General features: G+C 43.2%; 20 protein-coding genes and 1 riboswitch. Of the genes, 8 read left to right on the top strand and 12 right to left on the bottom strand.

Going from position 1 to position 20,668, the window contains the following annotated elements:
• Window positions 1-25 precede the first annotated feature (25 nt).
• Window positions 26-601 (top strand): DUF2179 domain-containing protein, encoded by a 576-nt coding sequence (locus T426_RS22830; protein ID WP_025864593.1) that lies wholly within the window; start codon window positions 26-28, stop codon window positions 599-601.
• A gap of 64 nt (window positions 602-665) precedes the next feature.
• Here T426_RS22830 and T426_RS0105310 read toward each other — a convergent pair whose 3' ends face one another.
• From T426_RS0105310 to rpmB, 8 genes are all read right to left on the bottom strand, one after another.
• Window positions 666-842 (bottom strand): hypothetical protein, encoded by a 177-nt coding sequence (locus T426_RS0105310; RefSeq protein WP_153637592.1) that lies wholly within the window; start codon window positions 840-842, stop codon window positions 666-668.
• A gap of 28 nt (window positions 843-870) precedes the next feature.
• Window positions 871-1,251: a phage holin family protein gene (locus tag T426_RS0105305; RefSeq protein WP_025864591.1), complete on the bottom strand. Its 381-nt coding sequence runs from the start codon at window positions 1,249-1,251 to the stop codon at window positions 871-873.
• Between the two features lie 29 nt (window positions 1,252-1,280).
• Window positions 1,281-1,559: a YtxH domain-containing protein gene (locus tag T426_RS0105300; protein ID WP_025864590.1), complete on the bottom strand. Its 279-nt coding sequence runs from the start codon at window positions 1,557-1,559 to the stop codon at window positions 1,281-1,283.
• Window positions 1,560-1,733: 174 nt separating this feature from the next.
• Window positions 1,734-3,029: a 30S ribosomal protein S12 methylthiotransferase RimO gene (gene rimO / locus T426_RS0105295; protein WP_199898587.1), complete on the bottom strand. Its 1,296-nt coding sequence runs from the start codon at window positions 3,027-3,029 to the stop codon at window positions 1,734-1,736.
• Window positions 3,030-3,119: 90 nt separating this feature from the next.
• The gene (ftsY, locus tag T426_RS0105290) at window positions 3,120-4,067 is read right to left on the bottom strand and encodes a signal recognition particle-docking protein FtsY (protein WP_025864588.1); all 948 of its coding nucleotides are present in this window, start codon (window positions 4,065-4,067) and stop codon (window positions 3,120-3,122) included.
• A gap of 136 nt (window positions 4,068-4,203) precedes the next feature.
• The gene (locus tag T426_RS25480) at window positions 4,204-4,356 is read right to left on the bottom strand and encodes a DUF4295 domain-containing protein (protein WP_081782436.1); all 153 of its coding nucleotides are present in this window, start codon (window positions 4,354-4,356) and stop codon (window positions 4,204-4,206) included.
• An 8-nt stretch (window positions 4,357-4,364) separates the two neighbouring features.
• Entirely contained in the window at window positions 4,365-4,547 is a 183-nt protein-coding gene (gene rpmG / locus T426_RS0105280) for a 50S ribosomal protein L33 (protein ID WP_025864587.1), read from the bottom strand.
• A gap of 15 nt (window positions 4,548-4,562) precedes the next feature.
• On the bottom strand, window positions 4,563-4,805 hold the full coding sequence (rpmB, locus tag T426_RS0105275) for a 50S ribosomal protein L28 (RefSeq protein WP_025864586.1): 243 nt from the start codon (window positions 4,803-4,805) through the stop codon (window positions 4,563-4,565).
• A 417-nt stretch (window positions 4,806-5,222) separates the two neighbouring features.
• On the opposite strand from rpmB, the gene T426_RS0105270 reads away from it, so the two are divergent.
• The 4 genes from T426_RS0105270 to T426_RS0105255 all read left to right on the top strand — a co-directional run bounded on the left by T426_RS0105270 (window position 5,223) and on the right by T426_RS0105255 (window position 9,140).
• On the top strand, window positions 5,223-5,870 hold the full coding sequence (locus T426_RS0105270) for a peroxiredoxin (protein ID WP_025864585.1): 648 nt from the start codon (window positions 5,223-5,225) through the stop codon (window positions 5,868-5,870).
• Window positions 5,871-5,986: 116 nt separating this feature from the next.
• Window positions 5,987-6,802 carry a CPBP family intramembrane glutamic endopeptidase gene (locus tag T426_RS24970; RefSeq protein WP_027585378.1) on the top strand — a complete coding sequence of 272 codons (816 nt, stop codon included), beginning with the start codon at window positions 5,987-5,989 and terminating at the stop codon, window positions 6,800-6,802.
• 133 nt (window positions 6,803-6,935) lie between these two features.
• On the top strand, window positions 6,936-7,766 hold the full coding sequence (locus tag T426_RS0105260; protein WP_025864583.1) for an SMP-30/gluconolactonase/LRE family protein: 831 nt from the start codon (window positions 6,936-6,938) through the stop codon (window positions 7,764-7,766).
• 279 nt (window positions 7,767-8,045) lie between these two features.
• A complete protein-coding gene (locus T426_RS0105255; protein ID WP_025864582.1) occupies window positions 8,046-9,140 on the top strand; it encodes a hybrid sensor histidine kinase/response regulator in 1,095 nt (364 codons plus the stop codon).
• Here the strand turns inward: T426_RS0105255 and T426_RS0105250 are convergent, their stop codons facing one another.
• Genes T426_RS0105250 through T426_RS0105235 form a run of 4 tightly spaced genes read right to left on the bottom strand, consistent with a single transcriptional unit; the run spans window position 9,141 to window position 15,453 of the window.
• Window positions 9,141-10,448 carry a glycosyltransferase family 2 protein gene (locus tag T426_RS0105250; protein WP_025864581.1) on the bottom strand — a complete coding sequence of 436 codons (1,308 nt, stop codon included), beginning with the start codon at window positions 10,446-10,448 and terminating at the stop codon, window positions 9,141-9,143.
• Window positions 10,449-10,458: 10 nt separating this feature from the next.
• Window positions 10,459-11,844 carry a TackOD1 domain-containing metal-binding protein gene (locus tag T426_RS0105245; RefSeq protein WP_027585377.1) on the bottom strand — a complete coding sequence of 462 codons (1,386 nt, stop codon included), beginning with the start codon at window positions 11,842-11,844 and terminating at the stop codon, window positions 10,459-10,461.
• A 53-nt stretch (window positions 11,845-11,897) separates the two neighbouring features.
• Complete coding sequence (locus T426_RS0105240) at window positions 11,898-12,998, bottom strand: HlyD family secretion protein (RefSeq protein ID WP_025864578.1); 1,101 nt, start codon at window positions 12,996-12,998, stop codon at window positions 11,898-11,900.
• Window positions 12,999-13,035: 37 nt separating this feature from the next.
• On the bottom strand, window positions 13,036-15,453 hold the full coding sequence (locus tag T426_RS0105235) for a hypothetical protein (protein ID WP_027585376.1): 2,418 nt from the start codon (window positions 15,451-15,453) through the stop codon (window positions 13,036-13,038).
• Window positions 15,454-15,557: 104 nt separating this feature from the next.
• Here T426_RS0105235 and T426_RS0105230 point away from each other — a divergent pair, with 104 nt between their 5' ends.
• The 3 genes from T426_RS0105230 (at window position 15,558) to T426_RS0105220 (ending at window position 20,666) form a co-directional block, all read left to right on the top strand.
• Window positions 15,558-17,117, top strand: coding sequence for a hybrid sensor histidine kinase/response regulator (locus T426_RS0105230; RefSeq protein WP_025864575.1), 1,560 nt, complete (start codon window positions 15,558-15,560; stop codon window positions 17,115-17,117).
• 63 nt (window positions 17,118-17,180) lie between these two features.
• A riboswitch (cobalamin riboswitch) is annotated at window positions 17,181-17,385 on the top strand.
• A 97-nt stretch (window positions 17,386-17,482) separates the two neighbouring features.
• Complete coding sequence (locus T426_RS22820; protein ID WP_025864574.1) at window positions 17,483-18,616, top strand: PKD-like domain-containing protein; 1,134 nt, start codon at window positions 17,483-17,485, stop codon at window positions 18,614-18,616.
• Entirely contained in the window at window positions 18,606-20,666 is a 2,061-nt protein-coding gene (locus T426_RS0105220; RefSeq protein ID WP_027585375.1) for a TonB-dependent receptor, read from the top strand. Before T426_RS22820 ends, T426_RS0105220 begins: the two co-directional genes overlap by 11 nt.
• Window positions 20,667-20,668 lie beyond the last annotated feature (2 nt).

Raw genomic sequence — 20,668 nt, 5'->3', positions numbered from 1 at the left:
GCCAAAAACTTAAACCAACAGACCAATGGATGCTAACTTCATCGATTCAAATCTATTCAATTACCTGCTCCTTCCGTTGATGATATTCTTCGCACGGATTATGGATGTAACCGTAGGAACCATTCGCATTGTTATGGTGTCGAAAGGAAAGAAAAATGTCGCGCCGATACTGGGCTTCTTTGAAGTATTTATCTGGATACTGGCCATGAGTAAAATTGTCCAGAACCTCGACAACTGGGTATGCTACATTTTTTATGCAGGAGGTTTTGCTGCCGGAAACTTTATTGGTCTGATGATTGAAGAGAGACTTGCTGTTGGCATTGTCCAGCTTCAAATCATCACCCGGATGGATTCGACCAAACTGATTAATGCCCTGAAGAATGCGGGATACGGTATCACACATCATAATGCAGAAGGAGCTACCGGAAAATGGGTCAGCATGATTTACAGCATCGTGAAGCGAAATGATTTAAATAATGTAGCCGACATAATCAAGCAACATAATCCCAATGCGTTTTATTCCATTGCCGATGTCAAGTTTGTCAATCGTGGAATAACCGCACCTCCGTACGATCTTTCCGGAATTAGAATGGGGAAGTAACCAACAATAAACAAGGGAGCATCAAAAAGTGCTCCCTTGTTTATCCTTTGTAAAGAATCAAATGCTATTTGCTTCGGTTTAACAACCATTGTCTCACCCCCGTAATAATCGGAAGCAAAGCTTTGGCCATCAAGCTTCTCGCAATATTTTCAGGACTTATTTCATTTCGAATGGATAACCAACTGATATTCAACCGATGCTCAGCCATTAATACTTCGTACTCCATTCTGAGACGTTCCATCTCCACATCTTTTAAACTTCGTAGTTTTCTATTCTTTTTCATCATCATCCTCTTGCATTTTTTTCTGAGAGAAAACCATGTTGTAGATATTGGATAGAACCGATTGTTCTATCCACTTCCTGCTTAACAGGTAGAATATAAGTCCAAAAACCACCAGTCCCGCGGCTAAAATAAAAAATCCAAGGGCCGGATTTTCGAGCCACTGACCAATGAGAATAGCTAATCCGATAGAAGCAAAAAACAGTACCAGAATAGCCAGCAGCCAAATGATTGTCGTTGAGAAAAACCGTGAAAAAACACGTGTACTTTCCTCGACAAACGTCAGCTTCTGCAATTCTATTCTGGCCGAAACGTACTCTTTCAAGTTTTGGCTCAGCTTTTCAGCATCTTCTGTCAGGTTATCTTTCATAAGCATTTAATTATTGTCTATAGGATACGTTACTTGGCTTCACTTGCCGTTTTTGACTTCTTCAACAGTTCACTTAGCTGCTTCTCCAGATCCTGAATTTTTTTGTTCAATACCTCTTCAGCTTTTGATTCCTGTGTTTTCAGTTTCTTGCCCATAGCTTCAACTTCGCCTTCAAGCTCACCCAGTTTATCGCCAATCCACTTACGAGTGTCTTCGCCTTTCTGTGGCGCGAACAGTAGTCCTACGGATGCTCCAACTACTGCTCCAATCACAAATGTTCCGAGAATTCCATAACCATATTTGTCCATAGCTTTAAATTTTTAGTGATTAACTTATTAGAAACAACAGCTAGAAGACAAATATGTTTACTAAAGAAGCTTAAATTCTAAGGCATTAGGTAAAAAAAGATAAAAAATTAAGCTAACTGATGGAAACAAAAAAAAGGTATAAATATGCATATTTATACCTTTTCAATTCGGGGTTTATTTTGTTATTCCATAAAGATCATAATCGTTGGTATGGGTAATTTCGACCTGACAAAAAGTTCCTACTTCCAGCTCCTTACCCTGACTATCGATATACACTTCACCATCCACTTCGGGTGAGTCAAATTCGGTACGGCCAACATAAAAGTCTTCGTCTTTGCGGTCGATGAGGACTTTCATTTCTGTTCCCACTTTCTCAGCAGTAATCCCGGCGGCAATCTCCTGTTGGATCTCCATCAGTTCAGCTGCACGTGCCTCTTTTACCTCCTGGGGAACATCATCTTTGTAGTTTTCGCCGGCGTAAGTGTCTTCTTCAAATGAATAAGGAAAAACACCCAGCCGTTCAAAACGCATTTCGCGAACAAATGACTTCAAATCTTCAAAATCCTCTTCCGTTTCGCCGGGATGCCCAACCAACATGGTTGTACGAATATGAATTCCGGGAACCTCTTTCCGGATACGGTTCAACAATTCAATGGTCTTTTCCCGCGTAATATTCCGGCGCATAATTTTCAGCATCCGGTTGCTTGAATGCTGCAAAGCGATATCGAGGTAACGGGCAATATTTTTCCGCTCCCGCATTACCGGCAGAATCTTATGTGGAAAACCAGCCGGATAAGCATAGTGTAGTTTAATCCACTCGATACCCGGAATATCGGCCAGCTTATTGAGCAACTCGTCCAGCATATTTTTTTTGTACCGGTCCATACCGTAAAAGGACAAATCCTGCGCAATAATCAGCAGTTCTTTCACACCTTTCTTCGCCAGCAGCGTTGCTTCCTCAATAATGTCCTCCATCGGTTTGGAAATATGCTTTCCGGTCATGCGTGGAATGGCACAATAGGAACAAGTCCGGTCGCAACCTTCCGATATTTTCAGAAAGGCATAATGAGAGGGCGTTGTTAAGTAACGCTCGTTGCTGAGACTCATATAGTAATTGGCCTTCAGATCGGTGATCATTTTCTTCACCTCAAACTTTCCGTAAAATCCATCCACTTCCGGGATTTCGGCAACCAATTCATCGCGATAGCGAGCCGACAGACAACCAAAAACAAAAATTTTATCGACCATGCCTTTATTCTTGGCGTCGACAAAGTTCATAATTGCTTCCACTGATTCCTCTTTCGCATCCAGAATGAACCCACACGTATTGACTGCCACAATCCGGGCATCGGTATCATTCGAGTCATGCACCACATCGTATCCATTATGCTGAAGCTGGTTCAAAAACAATTCTGAATCAACCAGGTTCTTCGAACATCCCATGGTTACCACATTCACTTTTTTCTTCATCACTATATCCTTTTTACTGAATGTTTTCCGGCATATACAAAAAAAGGATGCACAAACGGCATCCAACAATCTATCGATTTACCGAATCCGTTAGCTAAACAACGAATCGACAAATTCAGTTCGGTTAAATATCTGCAAATCTTCTATTCCTTCACCAATACCAATGTATTTCACCGGAATTTTAAATTGGTCGGAAATACCAATCACGACTCCACCTTTGGCAGTACCATCCAATTTGGTTAAAGCCAGTGCAGTTACTTCGGTAGCCTTGGTAAATTGTTTGGCCTGTTCAAAGGCATTCTGTCCGGTTGAACCATCAAGGATGAGCAATACTTCGTCGGGAGCCCCTGGATAAACCTTCTGCATCACATTCTTGATTTTCGAAAGCTCATTCATCAGGTTGATCTTGTTGTGCAAGCGTCCGGCCGTATCGATAATTACCACATCGGCTCCATTGGATTTGGCCGACTGAAGCGTATCGTAAGCGACTGAAGCCGGATCGGAACCCATTTTCTGTTTTACCAGCGGAACGTCAACCCGGTCAGCCCAAATCTGCAACTGGTCGATGGCTGCTGCACGAAACGTATCAGCTGCTCCCAAATAAACGTTCTTGCCGGCAGCTTTAAACTTGTGAGCTAATTTACCAATGGTTGTGGTCTTCCCTACACCATTCACACCAACGACCATAATCACATAAGGCTCGGGGCGATCGGGCAATTCAAAATCAGATACATCGGTCGAATTGTTCTCTTCGAGCAAAGCGGCAATTTCTTCCTTCAGGATAACATTCAATTCACTCACACCAAGGTATTTGTCTTTGGACACGCGCTCCTCGATGCGTTCAATAATCTTCAAGGTGGTATCGACGCCCACATCTGAAGTAATCAGAACTTCCTCCAGATTATCGAGAACTTCGTCATCGACCTTCGATTTGCCAACCACAGCACGCGAGAGTTTGGAAAAAACGCTCTCTTTGGTTTTGGCCAAACCTTTATCCAGGTTCTCTTTTTTATTCTTGGTAAAACTAAATATCCCCATGGTATCAGATTATTGCAGGGCGAAGATACAAAATTGCCGTTAAAAAGCCCCGGTTCAAATTTGTTGCTGGATATAAAAAAAGAAAGCCTTCATCAGCAATTGACGAAAGCTTTCTTTTCTAGTACGGAAATATGAATTACTTTTTGAAGTAGTCATTAACCATATCGTTGGGAACCATTTCCTCAACGAATGTGTAAGCACCGGTTTTTTCCGATTTCACCATTTTGATTACTTTGGAATAAGATTTTCCGGCACCTTTCTGAAGTGTTGCAACTGCTTTCTTAGCCATGATTCAAATTATTTTATTTCCCGGTGAACGGTTACACGTTTAAGAATCGGGTTGTATTTTTTCAACTCCAGACGATCCGGAGTGTTTTTCCGGTTTTTAGTGGAAATATAGCGGGAAGTCCCTGCCATTCCACTTTCTTTATGTTCGGTGCACTCCAGAATTACCTGTACACGATTACCTTTCTTTGCCATTTTTCAAGCTCCTTTTTAGATGTTATCAATATAACCTTTTGCTTTCGCATCCTTCAGGGCAGCATTCAATCCTTTTTTATTGATGACACGCAACCCGGCGGCAGAAACATTCAGGTTAATCCAACGATCATCCTCGGGAAGGTAAAACCGCTTGTGAAAGAGGTTCACTTGGAACTTTCTCTTAGTTCTGCGCTTTGAGTGAGAAACATTGTTACCCACCATCACCTTTTTTCCGGTTATCTGACAAACTCTTGACATTTCAGTATTTTTTACTTCCGTCCGTTACATTTTTCAAACAGTTCGCAAAGTAACTACTTTTTGATTAAAATATCAAACAGTTATCTGATTTTTTCCATCGGGATTTCAAAAAGAAAACAAATCCTCAGAAACGACTGCTTGTAACGGTTTCAGAAACAAATAAAGTACGAAAAATCGGTTTTACCAACTCTTCATTCCGCTGCATTCGGATGTAAGTTATTGAATACAAAAATCTTTCTTGCGATAGATGGTCTTCAGATATCATTACCGCAAAACACACTCATAATGCTATGTTAAATGTAAACAGTTTTCTATCTGAAAGTTAAGAAGTATGAATCGCCTTGACTTTTGAAGGTTATACTCGTAAATTTAAGTTACTCATGAAAAATTAAAACTAATATCTCAAAAAATTCAATTATGGATGAACATATCGAAAATCCCATGCCCCGTATCGGTGATAAAGCTCCGGATTTCAAAGCTACCACAACGTATGGCGATTTAGTATTCTCGGAATACAACAAAGGAAGTTGGGTGATTTTATTCTCCCATCCCGCTGACTTCACGCCGGTCTGCACAACTGAAATGAGTGGTTTTGCAACCCGGCACAAAGAGTTCAAGGATATGAACTGTAAGCTAATCGGATTGAGCATTGACAGTATTCACGCACATATTGCCTGGGTGAATAACGTGAGAAAACTAAGTGGCGTACTGTTCGATTTCCCAATCATCGCTGATCTGGACATGACAGTTGCAATGAAATATGGTATGATTATGCCGGGTGAAGCAACCACCGCTGCCGTAAGAGCCGTCTTTATTATTGATCCGAATGGGATTATCAGATTGATTATGTATTACCCGTTGAATGTAGGACGAAACATGGATGAAATTGTCCGCGCACTAAAAGCCCTTCAAACAGCCGATAAGCACAAAGTAGCACTGCCGTTGAACTGGCAACCGGGCGACAAGGTAATTGTACCGCCGCCAACCTCGGTAGAAGCGATGGAAGAACGCGAAAAATCGGATTATGAAATGATGGACTTTTATTTGGCGAAAAAGAACATCTAAACTTAACTATGAAATCACTGTTTTAGAAGGAGGAAGCCACAGGGTTCCTCCTTTTTTATGGTTAAGTACAACGAATCATACATTTTTATCTATATTCGGTAATAATTCTCCCAGATTTGAACAGAAAACAGACGCAATACTACCCTACATTCTGGGCAGCAGTCCATTTGGTGGTACTGTACACCTTTATACAGACACTGATTGATTTTCCGCTGGCACTATACGACTATTATCACGGCACCGACTGGCTATATGAACCGTGGGTAAAGGTCCCGGTTTTCTTTGGTTCAACGCTGTTCATTTTATATTGGGGATACCGTAAAACGGGACTAAAGATTGGCAATGTATTTCCATTCAGGCTTTACAACTTTTTTGTGATTCCGGGATTGCTTCTGATGTTGGTAGCGTTACAGCTTTCATTGGGGAAAATAAATGTTGCTTTTGAAAAATTACTTCCGCCACCGGGGTGGTTCATCGAAATGTTCTCGCGCCTCTTCGATTCCGATCTGGGAGTATGGGGTGGAATTATCAGGGTTGTTATCATTGCCCCGATTGTGGAGGAACTGATTTTCCGCGGACTAATTATGCGGGGATTTATCCGGAACTATCCGAAAGCGTTGGCCATATTCTATACCGCCTTGCTTTTTGCGTTGTTTCACCTCAACCCCTGGCAATTTCCAGCCACATTTTTACTCGGCTTAATTCTCGGTTGGGTACGCATACGGACCGGCTCAATACTGGCCGCCATTACAGGGCATGCCATGCATAACGGTCTGGTTTTTCTAACAGTTTATTATCTGACAAAGCTGCATAAGGCGGGTGTTGTTCTCCCTGATTACAAGCTGAATATTCCGGCGGTAGTTCTGTTGTTCCTGTCCGGTGTTGTGGTTACGTTCCTGGCAACGTTCACCAGAAAGAAGTCTGTAGCTTAGGCTTTTCTTTTACTGAAAGCTACCGTATCTTAGATCATCCGGTCGATATTACGATCGGTAATTATTAGACCAATATCTGGAAACTACACCAAAATAATTCCACTAAAATCAGTAAAAACTAAATTATAAAACGATGAAATCACATCTTGGATTCTTGCTCATCCTGCTGCTGGTAGCAGTCACATCGAATGCACAAATTGTTACTCCACTTTGGCAAACTGAAAGAGTGTTAAAAGTACCTGAGTCGGTACTGTACGATGCCGGCCAGAATTGCCTGTTTGTTTCCAATGTTAATGGAAGTCCTACCGAGAAGAATGGCGAAGGCTTTATTTCCAAACTTTCTCCCGACGGTAAAATTATCGATTTGAAATTTGCCACGGGTTTGAATGCCCCAAAAGGAATGGCCATCTACCAAAACAAGCTGTATGTTTCCGATATCGATCGACTCGCCGAAATATCGCTGACGAATCCCCGGGAAGTTAAATTTTATGAAGCGCCCAAAGCACAATTTCTGAACGACGTTGCAGTCGGCAAAAACGGGACGGTATATGTTTCAGATTCCAGGACTGGCAGAATTTATAAATTGGAAAATGGTGTTTTTGGAATTTGGGGAAAAGTAGCTCCTCTTTCCGGCTCTAATGGGTTGTTATGCGAAAAAGGGCATTTACTAATTGGGACAAATAACGGCATCTTTTCTGCCGATCCGGTTAGCGGCAAGGTAGAGAAACTGGTATCACTTTCAGGTGGAATTGACGGCTTGAAAGCAGTTGGAAATGGCAAGTACATTGTCTCCGACTGGAAAGGGAAAGTCCAGATAGTTTCGGCAACGGGTCAATCAGTCCTGTTCGATACGACTGATAAAAACATCAATGCAGCCGATATTGAATTTATACCTTCGAAGAATGTTATGTTGGTTCCAACATTTGCGGATAACCGGGTGATGGCATATAAAGTTAAACTGTAAATCACCTAACCTTATGCTTGAAAAAACTTCATTCCGTTTGCCCGCGACAAAGTGGTTGCTTTTACATTAATGATTACTCTGACGATAAAGTGAATAAACAGCGAATTTTACATGGATGTATTCCCAATAAAATCGCTATTTTGTCGTTAATAATACGAAAGCGTTAATCAACTAAATCACTTAGTGTTATAAAAAGCATCAAACTTAACTTCCCAATGCAACACCTTGAGAACTGATTTCAGGAGTTACATCTGGCGATTAAACACAAATACAACACAGATGAAAGCAAAAATTCTGATTATCGAGGATACCGAAAACGTACGCGAGAATATTGCCGAAATACTGGAAGCAGAAAATTTCGAACCACATACCGCAGAGAACGGGGAAATTGGCGTGGAAATGGCCCGCAAAATTCAGCCCGATTTAATTCTATGCGATATTATGATGCCCGGGATGGACGGATATGAAGTGATTAGAAAGCTTCGGGAGAATGAAATTACGGCAACTACTCCGTTCATTTTTCTCACGGCAAAAAGTGCTGTAGAGAATATCCGCGAAGGTATGTTGCTGGGAGCTGATGATTATATCCCCAAACCATTTACCATTGAACAGCTTCTGGATGCTGTAAACACACGTCTGGAACGCATCGGTGCAATGAAGAAAAAAGCTGACGAAGCGGTGAAAAATCTGACCAACCGTATCGGATTACCCTTCGCTTCCGAACTTCAGGATCCAATGAAAGCAATCGTTGGATTTTCTGAGTTGATTGCTACCGGATATCCCAACATGGAAAAACAGGAGATTGTCGACTTTGTCAACATGATTTTGAAAGCCGGAATTAAACTCCGGAAAACAGTTTCCAAAACATTGGTATTCTACCGTCTCGAAGCTTTATCGAACAAATCTGAAGAACTGAAAACACTTAAGGATTCAGCTACTCAGGGCGTTTATGAAGTAGTTGAACAAACAGCTCAATCGGTTGCCAAGGAAGCAAAACGTGAAAGCGACCTTCGTCTGGCTCTTGTCGATGCTGAGGTACGGATTCCAAGAGACCTGCTAGAGATGGCTGTAAGCGAACTGGTCGAAAATGCTTTTAAATTCTCGACTCGCAAAACCGATGTCAAATTGGTAGCCACAACGGACGACAGTGCATACCGTCTTTCCATCGAGGATGAAGGAATTGGAATGAGCGACGAACAAATTCTGAAAGCCGGTGCTTTTGTCGATTACGAACAACGTGAAGGAAGTGAAAGTGGATTAGGGTTGGGCTTGCATAATGCCAAGCGGGTCATCGAATTATTCGACGGTACGTTAAAGATCAACTCTGCCCCCAACCAGGGAACCATTATAAAAATAAGCCTGCCTCTGATATAATCAGAGGCGGTGCTCTTTAGCCTGTACCGAGGATTTACTCGGATTCCATGCATCATTATAAGATGACGATGTAAGCCACTCGCGGAAATAGGCAATCGTTCTAACAATGCGAAGGTAGTAGCCATCGTATATGGACATGAATGGAATATACATCACCAGCTTAATCTCCTGCCTTCCTCTCTCTGACATCAGGCACACCAAAATCACCTGAACAAAATTACTCATGCCGTAGAGGAACATCTTCATCACTATCATCAGAAAAATGATATCCGGATTCTGAACAACCAACCGAATAACATAGTAAAACCAAAGTGCATCCAGAACAACATTGTAAAACAAGTTTTCGACACTCGAGAAAAAATTGCGAAACTGAAAGTTCTGATCGGGCACAAAAATATCGGCGTGTTTCCTCAGGCGGAACCTGACCATAGAACGGGACCATCGAAAACGCTGATTCGTGAGTTTCTTTATTGAAATTGGAACATTCGTCAAAGAAACGGCGCGTGGCTCAAAAACAATCCGATAACCCATCTTCCGGATTTTAACCGTGATATCACCATCGAGGCCCGGACCAATATCCCAACCGCCAACGCGATCAATCAAATCCTTACGAAAAGCGCCAAACGCACCGGAAACAATCTTGTAAATACCCAGATAAGATGCTACCATACGCCCCATGGTGATGGTCTGCAAATATTCGACTGCCTGGAATCCGGCAATAACAGCCTCTTTGGCATTTCGTACTTTTACGTTTCCCCCAACTGCTCCAATCTCCGGATCGGTATAAAACGGAGTAAGTATCTTTTCAATAGCATCCCGGTCGAAAGAAGTGTCTGCATCAAGATGAACGACATATTTTCCTTTGGCAAAACGGAGTGCCAAATTAGCCGCACTTGCTTTTCCACCTCGCTCTTCATTTCTAAGAAAAAGATCAATTTTTCCTTCTTGCTCCAGTTTGCGGCAAATTAGAGGCGTATTATCGTCTGAGCCATCGTCGATGATGATGAGCTGATAATTCTGGTAAGTCTGCTCTGTCAGGCTCTCCACCAGTTTGGGGATGTGTCTTCCTTCATTTTTTCCGGGGACAATAATGGAAATCAAAGGATTTTCGGCAAACAGTTGGTTATTGGCCGCCTGATAGGATGGTGAATTCCACAACCGTTTCAGCATGAAAAGTATCACCACAATCAGGTCGAAAAGCAAATATCTGGGTACTTCCAGTAAGAAGAAGTACCAGAAAAGCCTGACGATCCGTTCGGGGGGGACATTCAGCCAAAAGTCAAAAAATCGTTGCCAGAATTCAATCATTCAAACAGGGTTAGATGGTTTTCACCTGGTTAATCAACGTATTATATTCAGTGTCTGCATTCAGCGTTTCGAACTGAGCTGCCAGGTTCCACTCGGACTCATCTTCAAATGTATTGACCAGCAATTTCTCAATCGAAGTTCTGAAATCATACAGCATTTTTTCCACTGCCATATCTCCCTTCTCCGGGAAAATCATGAAGAAAGTATTATCACTGGCAAAGGAAAGAATATCACTGGAATCGGTATTATTCCTGATAAAGTCGCTAATATCGAGTACCAATCGCTCAAATTGCTGGCGATTGGAACGCAAGCGGGCTGGCAAATTTAAACTGACACTTCCCATCTGGCTCTCTTTACCCGAAACCTTAACACGCTCTATCTCGAAACGAAGGAAAGTTAAAAACGTTCCAAAATTCACAAATCCGGGAATCGTAAACTCACGCTCCTCACCTTCCACTTTTATGCCGGAGCGAGCAGCGTCACGGCCCAAATCAGTCAGCAGGTATTTATCAAGTACGATTTCCTTAAGATTTTCTACCGGCGTTACGGTTTTACAGTTCAAGCACAAAGCTGTAATATCCGGCTCCTGAAATTCATGGCGACAATCATGGCAGCGATAAATAACCGAAGGCTTATCATAGTCGACTCCAATATGCCTGAGCTGCCTGTTACATTTTGGGCAAACCAATCCCTGCTTCGTCATAAAATCACCTTCTGGCCCCATATAGGCACAAACAAAGTGATGAATCAGACTCTCAGATGAAATATGGGCCGAAGCACACTTGGTACAGACCTCCCTTAGATTCAGGTGTCCCGAATGACAGCTCGGACAAACGTGGGTCTTATCGACAAACGTACCCTGAAAAAAGTCGGTATCAGTACCTCGTCTGAGAATCTTTAGCATCTCCATCGACTCGCCTGCCGGGTAATGAAGCCTAATCAGTGGATATTCATAGCCCATGTGAGCCGCTACATCCACCTCCGGGTTCAATGCCTTATCCCTGGTATACATATACCGGAATAATTTCGTGAGTATCCGGTTTTCAGAACTATTTGTCTCATGCGGCGTAAAATCCTCTCTTCTCTTTTTCACCTGCCGGATGACTTTCACGATAGGTTCTTCCTGCATCACGGACAATTCTCCGTCGGAGAGTGCTCTTTCCGTGTCTCCCACGATACCGTCGGCATTAAAAATAAATACCGGCAACAAATAGATCGATTCGATGAATGAAGATCGAATTTCCTTTAATAAAGCCTTAGCATGATCCGGTTGCTGCCAGTCGAGAACTAATGCATCGGCCAGCGCAAAATTCCGGATATCCTGATCCTGGTAATCCGTAATCAAAAAGATTTCGAAACTACCTGCATTTTGTATTTTTTTCCCTCCGGGAATCATAAGCATTCGTTTTAAATAGACTACTGCCCGTTAGTTAGTTTGTGATTTTCCGGTTAATTCGATGAATCATCATCGACATGCTTCTCTCTATAATTCAACCACCAATGGTAAAACATCTTAGGACGATATATGGTAACTCCCATTTTATAATAAGGCTTCCAATCGTTCACATTTTTGGCATTGACAGGAATGATTCGGGCCAAAACGGTCCGTGGTGTTTTTTGATAGGTTTTATGGAATTCACTGGGTAACTCAGCCGTATTCATATAAATGTTGTTAATTACCCCCAGGCTCTTCAATCCGTTACCAAATTTCACTCCAACCGTATCTCCTACCTTGAAGTATTGAAAATACTCCTGCTCGAGGTACGCCATGATATAAACCTTATTCAAATTGATAAGGTCCATTGCCACTTCCTGTCGATAATTCACCTCATTTTCACGTGACAATATCTGACTAACAATTCCTTCCACCGGTGAAACATAAGCAACGTTTTGTGGCACAACCACCGTCTGACTGGAAACGGTGATCCGTTTTCTTTCCATTTCTCTAAGGCGAATCAAATAGGTGTTCAGATATCGGATCTCTTCCCGAAGCATTTTCTCATCCGACTTCAGACTTTGCAAATTCTCGTTGGTCGTAGTTAAAACACTTGCATTAGACAGGCCGAGATAAACTTCATCTCGTTGCGCTTGTAATTGCTTTTCGCGGCTAGCATACTCGGCTTTACTTCTTTCCAGCTCAATTTTCTTCAGACTGATATTTTTCTGAGTTGTAATTTTCTCACGCTCTATCCAGTCAGTATTTCGCTCATCACGTTGGCTTGTAATCAGCCCCAGGGTATCCTTTGGAGAAATCTCCGGACGCACAATCAAGAGGGTATCTCCGGGTTTGACCAGGTCGTTCTCACTGACCATGTATTTAATTATCTTCACATCATCCGAGAATTTCACTTCGAACTTACTGGTGATAACTTCTCCGAAAGAAGAGACGAAATAGGTTCGGCGAAAAATGTAAATCACCAGACTGGTCAGGATAATAAAGAAAACGATCAGATAAATAATCCGATCCCAGTTGACCCGGTGTTTCGGCAGAGGCTCTTCCTTATAACCCCTGATTACTTTTTCATTTTTATTGTATCTAAACGATTTCAAGACGCTACAGATTAGTTAGTAAACAAAATTCTTCAATTCAATTCACAGTTTGCTTTTCAACATCAGTTCTCAACAGGAACACACCTGAAAAACGGGGTATTTTGCGAAACTCCTTCATAACTGCAAGCCCCTTTTGCAGGCTGTCGAAGGTTCGTATACAATATTTGTAATATCCGTCCTGATGGACAACTATCAGATTTTCCTTAATATCTAATTCTTTTGTAATTTCAGCCGGATCCACCCAGTATTTTGAAGCTGCAACCTGCAAGTGATATATGGCTTTTCCCTCTGGGTTATTCAATGCCGAATACTCTTTAAAAACGGAAGTATCGCCCAAAGATTGTACTTTATCCATCATGTGTAGCGATTTTAAATCATGAATCGCAACTTTTCTGACACCAGTAGAATCAAGCACTTTTTCAATAACCGATTCCATCTGCAAACGAGTGACAAAATCAGTGGGCCTTACAGCCAGTACCGTTTTTTGCGGATCGATCGCTACTTCCTCGGAAATCCGTCTGATGATCGTGGATGCTTTATTGGAGCCGTAAGCCATCAGAAAAACCTGATCGCTGTTACGATAGATCTCTTGCAGGTAATTTTCCGGGAAAAATACCGGTATCGAAACGGAAAATTTCAGGTTATGCGAATCAGCAAATACATGTGCCTTCGAATAAAGATCGACGAGTCGGGCCAGATATTCCTCTTTCAGCGAATCCCACTGCGGTAGCGCCTGCGGTTCAACATCCAGATGAATTCCGTTGAATCCTTCGTCGACAGCCTCCTGAAGCCGCTGGTTAATTTGTTCAGTCGAATCAAAAATCAACTGGTTGTTTCCAATCAAATCATACACCTCAATCCCTTCTGCCTTTATTTGATTCAGAAACGCCGCTAACTTTCCGGTAGCACATGATGAACCTGGCGAAAGAAGCACTTCACGCGTTTCATTCATATCCAAATCGGCAATCAACGTATGGATATCCATCCGACAGAACGTATTTGACCAGATATAAACAGACCGTTTTCCGGAAAACCGTTTAACATATTCATTCATTTCCATCGGTTGAGTAAACGAAGTAACTGGCACATCGTTCAAAACCGATTGAATTTTCAGTATATCGAGGTACATTTGCTTTTTCAAATCAACCAGCTCTGTTTCTACAGCCAGTTTCTGATCGATGTCGGTCAGAAGCTGAACCGGGCTGAATGCCGGGCTTTTCAGCCGGAGAAATGCCTGTTGTTTTCGGATACGCTCTTCTATCTGCGCACGTTTGAAATAGAATTCCAGCAACTGGTATTTTTTATATTGATGATCGTAGAAGTAATTGAACAAGTCCAGCTTCCGCTGAGAAATCCGGTCCTTCTCCTTTGCTTCATAAATCATCTCTTCCGCCTCTGCCAGCCGGTCACTTGACGGACCAAATCGCAAAGGAATAGCTGCAGAAACACCTGCTGAACCGTACTTACGCCAGCTGTCATCTACACCTTGCTGGAAGTTATAACGAATAAAGGGCCGCACACTCCACCCCTCCAGGCTTTTGTATTTCGTCCTGATATTTGCCAGATAGACTGCATCCTTTAAACTGTCTACCGAATGGGTTTCATATAGCACCATCATCCGCGCCGGATCCACATCCAAAAAAGGAAGACTGTCTTTTTCAGCAGGTAATTCATCATAGGCCGATACGTGGTGCTCCAGCTGATAGTTGTAATCGTTGTAGCTACGTTGTATTGACTTCATTTGCGATTCCAGTCCTTTTACTTTCAAAACATCTTCCCAGCTAACCCGTCTGACGTAAAAAAGCTCATGATAGATCTGTTCAAGTCCGTGAAGAAGGTCTAGACGGTTAGCAATCAGTCGCAATTTTTCGCTATTGAAAACATAAATGAGGTAATTGTACCGATACAAGAAATTGTCGCGGGCAGTTTGTTGTGAACGATCGAGCTGATCCACCTGCAAGGCAGATTTCAGCTCCTTCGCCTTCAGCTGATTTCCAAACAGTCCACTGTTACCTAACAAATTCCAGTCGAGTCCGATGTAGGCTCGTTGCCTGTAATACACATCCTCTTCGTCAGCAAATCCTGGTTTGAAGTTATAGTTGTAATATCCGGAAATCCGCAAACCATAGTCGCGTTTCAAACGCTTAATCCGGTAATTGTAAAATGAATCAAAACCTTCTTTCAGGCTGTCGGATAAAAACCGAACGGAAAAAAGGTCGTCTACCTGACTTGTATCGAAAGCTTCGGAATACACATCACGTAACCGATAATGCAATATCAGCATAGAGTCGGCATAAGCCACAATCCTGGAATACCCCGGCACTCCTTTATCAATAGCAACAATCTCGGGTTCATTTGAATCCGAAATGCTTGATTGTGCATATGCTGGCTGAGAAAAACATGCATACAAACACAATAATGTCAGTGGGATGATGTTTTTAAAGGGGTTGCTCATAAGGTTAATCAAAGTGTATATTTTTAGCTTTGGTTTTGGTTTTTGAGGAAACAACACTTGCAAATCGTTAGTTAAATTTACAGAAAAATAATAGAGTAAAAGATATGCGACACTCAATTCTTATCGTTGATGATGACATAATTTCGGCGCGACTTTTACAAAACATTCTGCGTCAGAACGATTATAATGTTCTTCCTATAGCCAATAACGGCGAAGAAGGCATAAAAATTGCGTACGAGCTAAATCCCGATATCATTTTTATGGATATTCAGATGCCAGGCAAGATGGACGGCATTGAAGCAGGAACATTGATCCAACAGGAATTAAATATTCCCGTTGTTTACATCACCGGTGACGACGACCAGCGAACCTTCTCCCGTGCACTGAAAACCAACCCCACCGGCTATATCATCAAACCTTTCCAGGCCGATAACCTAATCATGGTACTGGAAATGGCCATCTTCCGGCACACCATGACGGAAAAGCTCAGGGAAAATGAAGAACTACTGTCGGTTACCATGAAAAGCATAGCCGACGGTGTTATTTCAACCGACCAGAATGGAAACATTATTTTTTTCAACGCTGCAGCGGAAAAACTAACTGGTCTTCAATTAGAAGAAGTTCAAAACATCAATTTCCGGAAAGCACTCAATCTCGAGGACGAAAAGGGGAAACCACTTTTCCCGGAAGGAGATGAAAAACCCGGGCCGGAAGAGACTATTTATAATGAAGCAGTTCTCATCTGTAAGGATAAAACACACCTTCCGATTTCATACAGTCTGGCTCCGATTCGCGATGATAAAAACGAATTTCGCGGCTACATTTTCTCCTTCCGCGATATTTCGCTCATTAAAAAGGCGGAGAATGAACTGAAAAACATGAACCGTATTCTGGAAGAAAAGGTGGCAAAACGGACGGAACAACTAAGAGAGAAAAATATTCTGCTTGAAAAAGCACTGGAAAAGGAGAAAGAGATCAATGAGTTTCGGGCTAAAATTGTCACCACGATTTCACACGAGTTCAAAACGCCCTTAACCACCATTTTCAGTTCGACCGAATTGCTCGAACGATATTTGGACAACGACAGACTACGGGCCAAATCACCACGTCATTTTTCTTTGATAAAGGAGTCGGTTAATCTACTGAGCAGTCACCTATCCGATATCCTTAAATTCCGTGAATACGAAACATTGAATGAAACGCATCCCGAACCGACTAATATTATTGAATTTCTGGACAAAATGATCCAGTTCTACCAATCAGGAGTAGGCAAACACCACAGGGTTGAGTTCACCCACAATTCATTGCCGGAAAAACTCCTCATCGACAAAAAATTGCTTCGTGAAATTGCCGGGAATTTCATTTCCAATGCCATCAAGTATTCCGATAAGGGTAAAACCGTTGAACTAACTGTCGGTTATGCCAATGGTAATTTGAAAGTTTCTGTTCGCGACGAAGGAGTTGGTATTTCGAAAGAGGACCAGGAAAAACTCTTCGAGTATTTTTATCGCGCCAAAGCCACTGAAAATATTGAAGGTTCGGGAGTAGGCCTGGCTATAGCAAAGCAATCAGTGAATTTGCTAAAAGGAAAAATCGATGTAGAAAGTGAACCGGGGAAAGGCTCCACCTTCATTGTTGAGTTTCCGGTACAGGAAGCTAATTGAGTTATTAAAATTAAATGTGCAAAACAATCCGCTTGGTTCACTTCCAGCCATCCAAAATATTTGCTAATTTTGCGACAACTTGGTTCCCATATTGTTGGGGATGAAAAGGGAATCCGGTGAGAATCCGGAACAGTACCCGCTGCTGTAATTTCCGATTCTGCTTTTAGCAGAATAGTAAGTTTTCGGTTACGAAGCCACTGTTAAAGAAACGGGAAGGCAACCGAAAATCGGAATAAGTCAGAAGACCTGCCAGGTTGGTTTAAGCTTTCGGGATCAAAAGCGTGAAGACAACCATTGCCAGTTTGTTTTTCTTCCCCTTAGCTTAAAATCAATTACTCAATATCAAACAATTGATTTTAAGTCTTATGAAAAAACCAATTCTTTTAAGCTACATGCTGCTTGCAGGACTTTTTTTCCTGGTTTCCTGCAGCAAAAACGACTCCCCACTTCTACCAGAAATCACCATGAATATTCCTACTCAGGGATACGAAGTAGCAGCTGGAGAGCAACTTTCGCTAGTGGCACAAGCTAATAATGCCGATGGTGCATCTTATAGTTGGACCAGTGACGGGCAAGTGGTATCACAGGAACAAACCTACAATTTCAGCTCTGATGTTCCGGGTGTTTATCAAATCGAATTAAAAGTAGCCACGACACAGGGAGCGGCCTCAACCCAATTCAAGGTAACAGTTACCTCTTCTCCTTATATCACAAAAGTGTTCGATTATCAATATGGCCCCGGTCAGCACGCATCCGGTATAACCACCAACGAAAGCGACAATTTTGTTGGCGAACCATGGGCCGATGGAAAGAGCTTTGTGCACCTGGGCGGCTGGGGCGGATACATCATTGCCAGTTTCGACCATACGGTGAAAAACAGCGATGGCTACGATTTTGCCGTTTATGCGCAACCGGGTGCTTCCTCCGAGCCGGGCGTAGTATACGTGATGAAGGATACCAACGGAAACGGAAAGCCCGACGACGGAGCCTGGCTTCAGCTAAAAGGCAGTGAATATGACAATACAGAAACGATTCACAATTATGAAGTAACTTACTATAAGCCTGCCGACGGTGGCAATGTAACCTGGAAAGATAACCAGGGCAACACAGGCGAACTGGTTCCTAACTACGGCACCGATAGCTGGTGGTGGGCCGGTTACGGCGATAAAACCGAAGTGACCTTCGATGGCGAACGGCTTCCCAACGCTTATGTGAATACCAGTACCGACAGCAGCACCGAAAGCTGGGCCTTGCGTGACAACCTGTTTACCTGGGGCTATGCCGAAACGTACAACAATCAGGATTACGATACCAAAATGAAAGCCAACAGGTTTGACATCTCCAATGCAGTTAATGCTGACGGTTCGCCGGCCAATCTCGATGGCATCGATTTCATTAAAGTGCAAAGCAGCGTATTCCAGATTGCAGGATGGCTGAACGAAGTATCAACCGAGGTGAGCGGCGCTGTCGACCTGAATATGCTGGACAATGCAAACTAATTCTGAGCCAGATATACACACAACAGATTGGTGTGGCAAATTCATGAAGCGTCTTCCCATCATATTCCTGCTATTCCTGCCACTTTGCCAGGAACTTTACGCACAGTCGCTATCGGACACCTTGAAAATTAAAGAGGTCACCGTTGTCAGCAAGCACCTGCAGAAAAAAGAAGAAGCCGGATTGATTCGCTCAGATGTCGATTCGATGGCCATGATAAAAGCCATGAATGCAACCCTTTCGGAACTTATTTCCGAAAACACGCCCATCTTCATCAAAACCTACGGGCGCGGAGCATTGGCAACCGCTTCCTTCCGGGGAACCGCCCCTTCGCACACGCAGGTAGAATGGAACGGTATCAGTCTGAATTCTCCCATGTTGGGAATGGTCGATTTCTCTACTATCCCGGTTTATTTCGTCGACAAAGTCAGCATCCTGCACGGTTCCGGTTCGCTCACCGAGAAAAGCGGAGCACTGGGCGGCACTATCGAGCTGCAAAGCGATGTCGACTGGAACAACCGGTTTTCAGGAAGCGCCCTCTCCGGTGTTGGCAGCTACCAATCGTACGACGAATTCTTCCAGGTAAAAGCCGGAAACCGGAAAATACAATCAAAAACCAAAGCCTTCCTCAGTCAGTCGGCCAACAATTTTACCTATCGGAACAAGTTCATTGCGACTATCGACCCGGAAACCGGAAAATACATCTATCCGGAACAGCAGAACAAAAATGCCGATTACCGCAATTACGGCGTATTGCAGGAAATCTACTTCCGGCCCGACGATAAGGATGTCATTTCGGGTCATTACTGGTATCAGCACAATTCGCGAAGCATTCCGCAACTAATGACCAACGAAACCTCGGGCGATGGCGGCGTCAACCGGCAAACCGACCAGATTCACCGGGCTGTCGCCGAATGGAATCACTATGGCACAAAAACCTCCCTGAAGGTCAGCAGCGGACTGAATTTCGACAAGATGAACTACTGGCTCAAGGCCAATGTCAATGGCACATCAGGACAAGTTGTCGTCAATTCGTGGTCAAATGCCCAAAGCTGGTTCAATAAAGCATTATTCACCTACCGGGAAAATCAGGATTTATCGGTCACCGCCGGAATCGATGTCGACCGGTACCAGGTGAGTTCCCAAAATTACGCTCCGCTCGCCAACGACTTTGGTTACCACAAAACACGCCTCGAAAGCTCGGCTCACCTGCAGCTAAGCAAAAAATTCGGGAAACGGTTCACCTCCACCTTCCTGGTAAGGCAGGATCTCTACGACCAAAAAGCAGCTCCGATCATGCCGCTGCTGGGACTGGAATATAAACTGCTGAAGAAGAAAAACCTCTACCTGAAAGGTAATGTAGCGCGCAATTACCACCAGCCTTCGCTAAACGATTTGTACTACATCCCGGGAGGAAATCCAGATCTGAAACCGGAAGAAGGTTATACCGGCGATTTAGGGCTCACTTACGAGGAAAACTACGCGCACGTTCACCTATATACAACACTAACTGCCTACACGTCGAAAATCGACAACTGGATTATCTGGCTGCCCACCAACAAAGGTTACTGGGAGCCCTCGAACATGAAGAAAGTAGATGCCAGTGGCCTGGAATACCAGCTTTCGCTGAAAGGCGGGGAAGGACCGTGGCACTGGCATATCAACGGGAATTACGCTTACACCCGCTCCATCAATCATGCCGATCCGGTGAACTGGGCCGACGAATCCATTGGAAAACAACTGCCTTTTATTCCAAAACACTCAGCCAACCTGTCGGTCAATCTTTCCCGGCAAGGATACCATGTTACTTACCAATGGAACTATTACAGTGAGCGGTACACCACCACCAGCAACGAGAAAACCACGTCGCTCGATTACCTCTACCCCTATTTAATGAACGACCTGTTTGCCGGTAAAGACTGGAACTGGAAGACGTACCGGTTAGGGTTGGAATTCAAAATTTTCAACCTGTTCAACGAGGAGTACCGGACCGTGTTGCAACGTCCCATGCCTCGCCGGAATTATACACTGCTGGTTCGCTTCGACTTTTAAAG

This window comes from Prolixibacter bellariivorans ATCC BAA-1284 (genome assembly GCF_000621705.1).
In the GTDB taxonomy this organism is placed as follows: domain Bacteria; phylum Bacteroidota; class Bacteroidia; order Bacteroidales; family Prolixibacteraceae; genus Prolixibacter; species Prolixibacter bellariivorans.
Note: the sequence above shows the minus strand (reverse complement) of the source record. Positions and strands in the feature narration are given on the sequence as shown.